We start from the raw sequence: 9,486 nt of genomic DNA, 5'->3' as shown, positions 1-9,486 counted from the left end.
GTCCGCGCGTCGCCGGGTCCGCGTCGGCCTGAGCGTCGGTCGGGCGCGGGCCTCACCAGGCGCGACCCGGCGCGTACGTCCCGAACGACCACTCGCGGCCCCCGACGTCGAGCACGCGCGCCCGTCGGGAGCCCCACGCGGTGTCCTCGGGCGCGATCACGGACGTGCCGCCCGCGGCGACGGCCCGGCGGTGCAGGTCGTCGACGTCCGGCGTGCACAGGTAGACCCCCGACCCGGTCGAGACGCCGACGAGCGGCGGGACGGCGTACGCGGCGTCGTCGCTCGCGACCATCACGACCGCGTCGCCGAGGCGCGCCTCGGCGTGCTGCACGCCCCCGTGCTCGTCGTCCTGCCGCGCGGTCACCGCGAAGCCGAGCGCGACGAGCCAGTCGACCGCCGCCGAGGCGTCGGCGTAGCTCAGGTACGCGTGCAGCGTCGCGGACGTGTCGTCGGTCACGCGTCCACCGTCGCACCGCGCGCGTGCGGCGCCAAGGGGCGGTGTCCGGTCCGTGGGCAGGTCGGCCCGGCACGGTCGGTGTCCGACCCGGCCGGGTACGGTGGCCGCATGCCCGACACCACCTCCGACCCCGCCCGCACGCCCGCGTCCGTCCCGGACGCCCAGGACGAGGTCGTCGGGATCTGCCGTGACCTCATCCGGTTCGACACGTCGAACTACGGAGACGGGACGGGCCCGGGGGAGCGCGCCGCGGCCGAGCACGTCATGGGCCTGCTGACCGAGGTCGGCCTCGAGCCCGAGCTGTTCGAGAGCGAGCCGGGCCGCGCGAACGTCGTCGTCCGGCTCGAGGGCGAGGACTCCTCCCGCCCCGCGCTGGTGCTGCACGGCCACCTCGACGTCGTGCCCGCGCGGGCGGCCGACTGGACCGTCGACCCGTTCGAGGCCGTCGAGGCCGACGGTCTCGTCTGGGGGCGCGGCGCGGTCGACATGAAGGACATGGACGCGATGATCCTCGCGACCGTCCGGCAGATGGTCCGCGAGGGCCGCCGCCCCGCGCGGGACGTCGTGATCGCGATGTTCGCCGACGAGGAGGCCGGCGGCACGTACGGCGCGCGCTGGGCCGTCGACCACCGGCCGGAGCTCTTCGCGGGCGCGACCGAGGCGATCAGCGAGGTCGGCGGGTTCTCCGTCGACGTCGACGGCCGCCGCGCGTACCTGCTGCAGACGGCCGAGAAAGGCCTGTCGTGGCTGCGGCTCGTCGCCGACGGGCGCGCGGGGCACGGCAGCCAGGTCAACGCCGACAACGCGGTCACGCACCTCGCCGAGGCGGTCGCCCGCATCGGTCGCCACCCGTGGCCGCTGCAGCCGACGCCGACCGTCCGCGCGCTGCTCGAGGGCGTCGCCGACCTCACCGGCCTGCCGTTCGACCCGGAGAACCCCGAGGGCGTCGACCGGCTCGTGGCCGCCCTGGGCCCCGCGTCGCGGTTCGTCGGCGCGACGCTGCGCCACACGACCAACCCGACGCAGCTCGAGGCCGGCTACAAGGCGAACGTCATCCCGGGCCGCGCCGAGGCGACGATCGACGGCCGCTTCCTGCCGGGGTTCGAGGACGAGTTCGTCGCGACCGTCACGGAGCTCGCGGGCGAGCACGTGCAGATCGAGCGGATCCACCACGACACCGCGCTCGAGGTCCCGTTCTCGGGCGGCCTCGTCGACGCGATGGTCGACGCGCTGCTCGCGGAGGACCCGGGCGCGACCGTCCTGCCGTACACGCTGTCGGGCGGCACCGACAACAAGTCGCTGTCCCGGCTCGGCATCACGGGGTACGGGTTCGCGCCGCTGCGGCTGCCCGCCGACCTCGACTTCTCGGGGATGTTCCACGGCGTCGACGAGCGGGTCCCGGTGGACGCGCTGCGGTTCGGCACGCGCGTGCTCGACCGCCTCCTGCGCACCTGCTGACCGTCTCCGCCGGCACCTCGGAGCCGGCGTCCGGCCGTGGGGTCGCCGGGCGGCTCAGTCCTCGAAGCCCGTGAGGGTGCTGCGGACGCGGATGATCTTGCGGCGCAGCCACACGCGTCGCTCGCCGCCCGCGTAGAGGACCGTGCGCGCGAGCTCCCAGCGGCCGTACTCGGCCTGCTCGGTGAGCAGCCGACGTGCGTCGTTGCGGCTGGTCGTGCGCGGGAGGGTGAGGACCCGGTACTCGTACTGGCCGCCCTGGGCGACCCATGCGTCACGCTTCGTCCCGGTGCGCCCGACTGCCATCCGCCACCCCGTCCCGACCGCTCGTGCGTCGTCTCGTCCGACCTCGTGCCGAATGGACCCTACGCGGTGCCATTGTGCCCCGCGCGGCGCTACGGTCGTCGCATGACCGTCGACCCGCGTGCCGCGCTGGACCGCCTGATCGCAGCCCTCGAGGCCCACTACAACGCCGTCGTCGCGCGCAAGGGCGAGGACGACCCGGCGGTCGACGACGCGTACGACGTCCTGGCGGACGCCTTCGAGGTCTACGACGACGCGCTCGGCACGGTCCACGGCGAGGCCACCCCGTTCTACCTCGCCGAGGAGGAGGACGAGGACGAGGACGACGAGGACGACGAGTGGTCGGGCGACGAGGACGACGAGTACGACGCGGACGACCTCGCGGACGAGCCGACGGGCCTCGGCACCCGCTGACCCGCGGCACGTCCCACGACCCGGCCGGGATCCCGGGCTGGGCGCCCGGTCAGAAGCGCTCGGGGTAGCCGACGTCGGGTGCGCTCACCTCGTCGAGCGCCCGCCGCAGCTCCTCGGGCAGCTCGAGGTCGAGTGCGCCGAGCGACGCGCGCAGCTGTGCGGCCGTGCGTGCCCCGACGACGGCCGAGCTCACGCCCGGACGACCCGTGAGCCACGCGAGCGCGACCTCGAGCGGGAGCCGCTCCAGCCCTGACGCCGCGGTCGCGACGGCCTCGACCACCGCGGCCGACTCGCGCGACAGGTACGGCTCGACGAACCCCGCGAGGTGCGGTGACGCGGCGCGCGAGTCCGCGGGGATCGTGCGCCGGTACTTGCCGGTGAGCACGCCGCGACCGAGCGGCGACCATGCGATCACCCCGAGACCGAGTGCCGCGGCGGCGGGCACGACCTCGCGCTCGACGCCGCGCTGCAGCAGCGAGTACTCGACCTCGACGGCAGCGAGGCCGGGGTCGCGCTCGAGCAGCGACGCGAGGCGTGCGACCTGCCACCCCGCGTGGTTCGCGAGCCCGACGTAGCGGGCCCGCCCGCTGCTCACCGCGAGGCGCAGCGCCGTCGCGGTCTCGTCGAGGGGCGTGCGCGGGTCCGGCGTCTGCACGAGCCACAGGTCGACGTGGTCGGTGCGCAGTCGCCGCAGCGACGCGTCGAGCGAGTCGAGCAGCCCGCCGCGGGACGCGTCGACGACGCCGCCGGCCGACGTGCGGCGCACGCCCGCCTTGGTGCACAGCACGACGTCCTCACGCGGGACGACGTCGCCCAGCAGGGCCCCGATGAGCTCCTCGGCGCCGCCGTCCGCGTACGACGCGGACGTGTCCACCAGCGTCCCGCCCGCGTCGACGAAGTCGCGCAGCTGCTCCGACGCCTCGTGCTCGTCCGTGTCGCGGCTCCACGTCATCGTGCCGAGACCGAGCCGGGAGACCCGCAGGCCGGTGCGGCCGAGGTGGAGCTGTTCCATGGTGCGTCACCCTAACGTCGGGCACGTGCCCGACGGGGGAGGCTCCGCGGCTATCGTTGCGCCTCGTGGCTGACGCGATGGGTGCAGGTGAGGCGATCTTCCTCGGGCTGGTGCAGGGGCTCACGGAGTTCCTGCCGGTGTCGTCCAGCGCGCACCTGCGGATCGTCGGGGACCTGCTCGGCAGCGGTGACCCGGGCGCCACCTTCACGGCCATCACGCAGCTCGGCACCGAGTCCGCGGTGCTCCTCTACTTCCGCCGCGACATCGCGCGGATCTGCTCGTCGTGGTGGCGGCACGTGCGCGGCGACCGCGGCACCGACCTGCGCGCCCGGATGGGCATGCCGGTGGGGGAGCAGGCCGACCACGACGCGCTCATGGCGTGGTTCATCGCGCTCGGGTCCGTCCCCATCGTGATCCTCGGGCTCCTGTTCCAGGACCCGATCGAGCACGCCTTCCGGAACCTCTGGCTCATCGTCCTCACGCTCGCCGGGTTCGCGCTCGTGCTCGGCTGGGCGGACCGGCGCGGTGCGCACCGGCGCACGCTCGACGAGCTCACGCCGCGCGACGCGGTGAAGTTCGGCCTCTGGCAGGCGCTCGCGCTGGTCCCCGGCGTCTCGCGCTCGGGCGGCACGATCACCGGTGGCCTGCTCATGGGCTACACGCGCGAGGCGGCCGCCCGCTACTCGTTCCTGCTGGCCATCCCCGCGGTCTTCGGCTCCGGGCTCTACCAGCTCGCGAACGCGGTCGGCGGGGACGCGTCGCCGGGCACCGCGGGCGCCGGCGCGACGCTGCTCGCGACGCTCGTCGCGTTCGTCGTCGGGTACCTCGTCATCATCGTGTTCCTCAAGATCGTCTCGACCTTCAGCTACACGCCGTTCGTCGTCTACCGGCTCGGTCTCGCCGCGCTCGTCGCGCTGCTGCTGCTCACCGGCGTCCTCGACCCGATGCCCGCCGTCACGCCCTGACCGGTCCACGCCGTCCGCGCCCGGCACCGGTCGCCGCGTGACCCCACCGGCCGCTCAGAGCCAGCCGGACCGCCGGAACAACCGGTGCAGCCACCAGCAGACCGCCGCCATGCCCACCAGCGCGACCGGGTAGCCGTACGTCCACGACAGCTCCGGCATGTGGCGGAAGTTCATGCCGTAGATGCCCGCGACGAGCGTCGGCACCGCGGCGATGGCCGCCCACGCGGAGATCTTGCGCATGTCCTCGTTCTGCTGCACCGACACGCGCGACAGGTGCGCCGAGAGCATGTCGCCCAGCAGCCGGTCGTGACCGTCGAGGTGGTCGTCGACGCGGTCGGCGGTCGTCTGCACGCGCCGCAGCCAGCGTTGCGTCCGCTCGCCGTCCGGGCCGTCGGCCGCGTCCGCGACGAGCTCGGGCAGCACCGACGTGACCGGACCGAGCGCGCGCCGCGCCTCCGCGATCTCGCGCTTGAGGTCGTAGATCCGCTGCACCGGGTCCCCGGACGGGACGGCCGCGAACACCTCCGACTCCGTCGCGACGACCGCGTCGCCGAGCTCGACCTCGACGTCCCCGGCGGTCGCGACGAGCGCCAGCAGCGCGGCGGCGAGCACCTGCAGGACGCCCTCGTCGGGGACGCGCGGCCCGTTCGCCAACCGGGCGGCGGTGCGCCCCACCACGTCCGCGGTCCCGCTCTCCGCCGTGAGGACCACCGACGCACCCACCACGAGGACGAGCGCTCCCGTGCTGACCTGCCGGGTGGCGTCGTCGTACGACAGCGTCGGGGCCGTCACGACGAGCGTGCCGTCCATGGTCCGGTCGACGTGCGCCCGCACCGGCTGGCCCGTGGACGCCGCACGACGGTCCGGCACCTTGAGGCGCAGGATCGCGCAGGCGTCGGCGCCGAGCCCGTGCCGCTCCGCCTCCCGCGGCAGGTCCGCGAGGTCGTGCACGACCACCCACGTCGCGCCGTCCTCGAGGGTGCGCACGTCGTCCACGGGGTCGGTGCCGGGGGTCACGCCGGCGAGGTCGTCCACGGCTGCATTGTGGTCCTCCGCCCGGTGCGGTGCGCCCCGACGGTTAGGCTGCCGCCCGTGCTCACCTGGCCGGCCCCGCAGATCCCTCGGCTCCCCGGACGGGGCGGGCCCGTCGTCGTGCGCGACTCGTCGACCGGCGAGCGCGTCGTCGCCGCACCCGGCTCGACCGCCACGCTCTACGTCTGCGGCATCACCCCGTACGACGCCACCCACCTCGGCCACGCCGCGACCTACGTCGCGTTCGACGTGCTCGGCCGTGCGTGGCGGGACGCCGGGCAGGACGTGCGCTACGCGTCGAACGTCACCGACGTCGACGACCCGCTGCTCGAGCGCGCGACCGCCACGGACGTCCACTGGCGCGAGCTCGCCGACGAGCAGATCGCGCTCTACGCCGAGGACATGACCGCGCTCGGCGTCGTCCCGCCCGACGCCTGGACCGGTGTCGTCGAGTCCATCCCCGCGGTCGTCGACGCGGTGGCTGCCCTCGTCGAGCGCGGGGCCGCCTACACCGTCCCGACCCCCGACGCGGTCGACGGCGGTCCCGGCGACGTCTACGCCGACCTCTCCGTCGACGACGCGTTCGGCACCGTCGCCGCGCTGGGTCTCGACGAGATGCTCACCCTGTCCGCCGAGCGCGGCGGCGACCCCGAGCGCGCGGGCAAGCGCGACCCGCTCGACCCGCTGCTGTGGCGCCGCGAGCGCCCCGGGGAGCCCGCGTGGGACGGCCGCACGCTCGGCCGCGGGCGCCCCGGCTGGCACATCGAGTGCGCCGTCATCGCACGCGACTCCCTCGGCCTGCCGTTCGACGTCGAGGGCGGCGGCTCCGACCTGCGCTTCCCGCACCACGAGATGAGCACCTCGCACGCCCGGCTCCTCGACGCCGGCCACGGCGCCCGCGTGCACGTGCACACCGGCATGGTCGGGCTCGACGGCGAGAAGATGAGCAAGTCCCGCGGCAACCTCGTGCTCGTGTCCGCGCTGCGCGCCGCGGGCGTCGACCCCATGGCCGTGCGCCTGGCGATCCTCGCGCACCGGTACTCCGACGACTGGGACTGGACCGACGCGGGCCTCGTCGATGCGCAGGAGCGTCTCGCGCGCTGGCGGCGCGCCCTGTCCGGCAACGGCGGCCCCGACGCGGCGTCCACGATCGCGGGCCTGCGCGCCGCGGTCGCCGACGACCTCGACACCCCGCAGGCGCTCGCGGTCGTCGACGCGTGGGTCAAGACCGCCCTGCACGGCGACCACGAGCCCGTCGAGGGCGCGCCCGGGCTCGTCGCCCGCGCGGTCGACGCGCTGCTGGGCGTCCGCCTCTGACCGTCGGCCCGCAGAGCCGGCTGCGCGGGTCAGGCCGTCGGCTCGCAGCGTCCGGCTGCGCGGTCAGGCCGTCGGCCCAGCCGAGGCTGACGACGTCGCGCCGTCGGCTCAGTGAGGTTGACGCCGTCGCGTCGTCGGCCCGCCGGGCCGGTCAGCCGCCCGTGCCCTTGTCGCGCCGGCGCAGGTACCGCTCGAACTCGCGCGCGATCGCCTCGCCGCTCGCCTCGGGCAGGTCGGCCGTGTCCTTGGCCTCCTCGAGCTGCCGGACGTACTCGCCGATCTCGTTGTCCTCGCCCGCGAGCTCGTCGACGCCGTCCTGCCACGCGGCCGCGTCGTCGGGCAGCTCACCCAGCGGCACGGGCTCGCCGACGAGCTGCTCGATGCGGTGCAGGATCGCGAGCGTCGCCTTGGGCGACGGCGGGTGCGCGACGTAGTGGGGGACCGCCGCCCACAGCGACAGCGCCTGCATGCCGCGCGCCGCGGCCTCGTGCTGGAGCACGCCGACGATGCCCGTCGGGCCCTCGTAGGTGTTCGGCTCGAGGCCCACGGCATCCCGCAGGTCCGCGTCCTCGCTCGTCGCGTTCACGGGGATGGGACGCGTGTGCGGCACGTCCGCGAGCAGCGCCCCGACGGTCACGACCGTCTTCACGCCGAGACCCGCCGCGATGTCGAGCAGCTCGGCGCAGTAGCGCCGCCAGCGCATCGACGGCTCGATGCCGTGCACCAGCACGACGCGACGGCCGCTGCGCGGGGTCTCGACGACCGCGACCGACGTCGTCGGCCACGTGATCTCACGCCGCCCGTGCGGGCCGACGCCCACGACGGGACGGTTGACCTGGAAGTCGTGGTACTCCTCCGGGTCGAGCTCGTCGACCTGCTCCGCGCCCCACGCCTCGTGCAGGTGCTGCAGCGCGTGGGTGGCCGCCGAGCCCGCGTCGTTCCAGCCCTCGAACGCGGCGAGCATGACCGGCTCGTCGTCCGGGAGGTCCGCGGGTGCGTGCTCACTCATCTGCCCAGCCTAGGACGCGTCGTCCCCGCCGCCCCGACCGGACGCGCAGCCCGGCGCGCCTCGCACGGTCCGTAGCATGGAGGACGTGCCCCTCACGTCCGGACCCTCCCGCCCCCTGCCCGCCGCCGTCCTGTGGGACATGGACGGCACGCTCATCGACACCGAGCCGTACTGGATCGGTGCCGAGACCGAGATCGTCGAGGCGCACGGCGGCGTGTGGACCCACGAGGACGGCGCCGCGATGGTCGGCAACCCGATGTCGGCCGCCGTGGTCGCGCTGCAGGCGCGCGGTGTCGACCTGACCGCGGACGAGATCGCGGACTTCCTCAACGGCCGCGTCCGCGCGGGCGTCGCGGCGGAGGTGCCGTGGCAGCCCGGTGCCCTCGAGATCCTGCGGGCCCTGCACGGCGCAGGCGTGCCGATGGCGCTCGTGACGTCGTCGTTCCGGGTGCTCGCGGAGCCGTTCGCGCAGACCGTGGGGCTGTTCGACGTGGTCGTCTCGGCGGACGACGTCGAGCGGTTCAAGCCGGACCCCGAGCCCTACCTGCTCGCCGCACGCCTGCTGGGCGTCCCGGTCGACCGGTGCGTCGCGGTCGAGGACTCGCACTCGGGGGTCGCGTCCGCCGTCGCGTCGGGCGCGCACGTCATCGGCGTCGAGGTCATGCAGGAGCTCGCCGACCGGCCGGGCCTGAGCCGGGTCGCGTCGCTCGCGGACCTCACGCTCGAGGACCTCGCGCGGATCGCGGACGGCGACGTGCTCGACCTGCGTCCCGCCGGCTGACGCGGGGACGGGCGGGCGGCTCGGACGGACGGACCGATGCTGTCAGCCGACGGGCGCCGGCGCGGGCGGCGTGACGCCGATCGACCGCTCGACGGCGCCCTCGGGCACGGGCGGGACCGTGCCGCCGAACGCCGGGCACTGCGCCTTGAACGAGCACCAGTCGCACAGCCGTGACGTGCGCGGGCGCCAGTCGCCGCTGCGGGCCGCGTCCTCGATGCCGCCCCAGATCGACCGGACGCGCGCCTCGAGCGTGTGCATCTCGGGCTCGGTCGGCTCGTGCTTGAGGACCGTGCCGTCGCCCAGGTACTCGAGCTGCAGCAGCTTCGGCAGCACGCCGCGCGAGCGCCAGATGACGTACGCGTAGAACCGCATCTGGAACAGGGCGCCGCCCTCGAAGCCCGGCCGCGGCGACTTCCCCGTCTTGTAGTCGACGACGCGCACCCAGCCGTTCGGCGCGACGTCCACGCGGTCGACGATCCCGCGCAGCTGCGGCCCGTCCTCGAGCTCGACGCTCACCATGAGCTCGCGCTCGCGCGGCTGCAGGCGCGTGGGGTCCTCGAGCGAGAAGTAGGTCGCGAGCAGGCCGTCCACCGAGGCGAGCCACGCGTCGAGCGCCGCGTCGTCCGCGAACAGCGTCGCGACGTCGGGCGCGTCCTCGCGCAGCTGCGCCCACCGCGCGGGGACCAGGCCGCGCGCCGCGTCGATCGTCGCGCTCGCGGTCGACGGCGGCGTGGTCATGGC

Annotated in this window: 11 protein-coding genes; 5 read left to right on the top strand and 6 right to left on the bottom strand. The window is 75.0% G+C overall.

The features are described from left to right. Window positions 1–52: 52 nt before the first annotated feature. Window positions 53–457, bottom strand: coding sequence for a VOC family protein (locus HGA02_RS04605; protein ID WP_343035272.1), 405 nt, complete (start codon window positions 455–457; stop codon window positions 53–55). A 108-nt stretch (window positions 458–565) separates the two neighbouring features. Here HGA02_RS04605 and HGA02_RS04600 point away from each other — a divergent pair, with 108 nt between their 5' ends. Further along, on the top strand, window positions 566–1,915 hold the full coding sequence (locus tag HGA02_RS04600) for a M20/M25/M40 family metallo-hydrolase (protein WP_168678012.1): 1,350 nt from the start codon (window positions 566–568) through the stop codon (window positions 1,913–1,915). A gap of 54 nt (window positions 1,916–1,969) precedes the next feature. Here HGA02_RS04600 and HGA02_RS04595 read toward each other — a convergent pair whose 3' ends face one another. Then, window positions 1,970–2,218, bottom strand: a complete 249-nt coding sequence (locus HGA02_RS04595; protein WP_168678011.1) for a DUF5703 family protein — start codon at window positions 2,216–2,218, stop codon at window positions 1,970–1,972. 102 nt (window positions 2,219–2,320) lie between these two features. On the opposite strand from HGA02_RS04595, the gene HGA02_RS04590 reads away from it, so the two are divergent. After that, window positions 2,321–2,629, top strand: a complete 309-nt coding sequence (locus HGA02_RS04590) for a primosomal protein (RefSeq protein ID WP_168678010.1) — start codon at window positions 2,321–2,323, stop codon at window positions 2,627–2,629. A 49-nt stretch (window positions 2,630–2,678) separates the two neighbouring features. Here the strand turns inward: HGA02_RS04590 and HGA02_RS04585 are convergent, their stop codons facing one another. Next, window positions 2,679–3,641 (bottom strand): aldo/keto reductase, encoded by a 963-nt coding sequence (locus HGA02_RS04585; RefSeq protein WP_168678009.1) that lies wholly within the window; start codon window positions 3,639–3,641, stop codon window positions 2,679–2,681. A gap of 77 nt (window positions 3,642–3,718) precedes the next feature. On the opposite strand from HGA02_RS04585, the gene HGA02_RS04580 reads away from it, so the two are divergent. Beyond that, window positions 3,719–4,606: an undecaprenyl-diphosphate phosphatase gene (locus HGA02_RS04580; protein ID WP_168678008.1), complete on the top strand. Its 888-nt coding sequence runs from the start codon at window positions 3,719–3,721 to the stop codon at window positions 4,604–4,606. 54 nt (window positions 4,607–4,660) lie between these two features. On the opposite strand, the gene HGA02_RS04575 is transcribed toward HGA02_RS04580, so the two are convergent. After that, a complete protein-coding gene (locus HGA02_RS04575) occupies window positions 4,661–5,641 on the bottom strand; it encodes a CorA family divalent cation transporter (protein WP_168678006.1) in 981 nt (326 codons plus the stop codon). 57 nt (window positions 5,642–5,698) lie between these two features. On the opposite strand from HGA02_RS04575, the gene mshC reads away from it, so the two are divergent. After that, entirely contained in the window at window positions 5,699–6,955 is a 1,257-nt protein-coding gene (gene mshC, locus HGA02_RS04570; protein WP_168678004.1) for a cysteine--1-D-myo-inosityl 2-amino-2-deoxy-alpha-D-glucopyranoside ligase, read from the top strand. 151 nt (window positions 6,956–7,106) lie between these two features. On the opposite strand, the gene HGA02_RS04565 is transcribed toward mshC, so the two are convergent. Continuing rightward, window positions 7,107–7,964, bottom strand: coding sequence for a PAC2 family protein (locus HGA02_RS04565; protein ID WP_168678002.1), 858 nt, complete (start codon window positions 7,962–7,964; stop codon window positions 7,107–7,109). Between the two features lie 76 nt (window positions 7,965–8,040). Here HGA02_RS04565 and HGA02_RS04560 point away from each other — a divergent pair, with 76 nt between their 5' ends. After that, window positions 8,041–8,745, top strand: a complete 705-nt coding sequence (locus HGA02_RS04560; RefSeq protein ID WP_246247426.1) for an HAD family hydrolase — start codon at window positions 8,041–8,043, stop codon at window positions 8,743–8,745. A gap of 42 nt (window positions 8,746–8,787) precedes the next feature. Here HGA02_RS04560 and HGA02_RS04555 read toward each other — a convergent pair. Further along, window positions 8,788–9,486 (bottom strand): RecB family exonuclease (locus HGA02_RS04555; RefSeq protein ID WP_168678000.1); only part of this gene is annotated, 699 nt, incomplete at its 5' end.

The organism is Cellulomonas septica (assembly GCF_012396155.1).
GTDB classification, from domain to species: domain Bacteria; phylum Actinomycetota; class Actinomycetes; order Actinomycetales; family Cellulomonadaceae; genus Cellulomonas; species Cellulomonas septica.
The sequence above is the reverse complement of the archived record's forward strand: the minus strand, read 5'-3'. Positions and strand labels throughout refer to the sequence as shown.

What these genes read in the sequence shown, in the direction of transcription:
- HGA02_RS04600 (WP_168678012.1), top strand. Translation starts at nt 566, where the DNA reads ATGCCCGACACCACCTCCGACCCCGCCCGCACGCCCGCGTCCGTCCCG.
- HGA02_RS04595 (WP_168678011.1), bottom strand. Translation starts at nt 2,218, where the DNA reads ATGGCAGTCGGGCGCACCGGGACGAAGCGTGACGCATGGGTCGCCCAG.
- HGA02_RS04590 (WP_168678010.1), top strand. Translation starts at nt 2,321, where the DNA reads ATGACCGTCGACCCGCGTGCCGCGCTGGACCGCCTGATCGCAGCCCTC.
- HGA02_RS04585 (WP_168678009.1), bottom strand. Translation starts at nt 3,641, where the DNA reads ATGGAACAGCTCCACCTCGGCCGCACCGGCCTGCGGGTCTCCCGGCTC.
- HGA02_RS04580 (WP_168678008.1), top strand. Translation starts at nt 3,719, where the DNA reads ATGGGTGCAGGTGAGGCGATCTTCCTCGGGCTGGTGCAGGGGCTCACG.
- HGA02_RS04565 (WP_168678002.1), bottom strand. Translation starts at nt 7,964, where the DNA reads ATGAGTGAGCACGCACCCGCGGACCTCCCGGACGACGAGCCGGTCATG.
- HGA02_RS04560 (WP_246247426.1), top strand. Translation starts at nt 8,041, where the DNA reads ATGGAGGACGTGCCCCTCACGTCCGGACCCTCCCGCCCCCTGCCCGCC.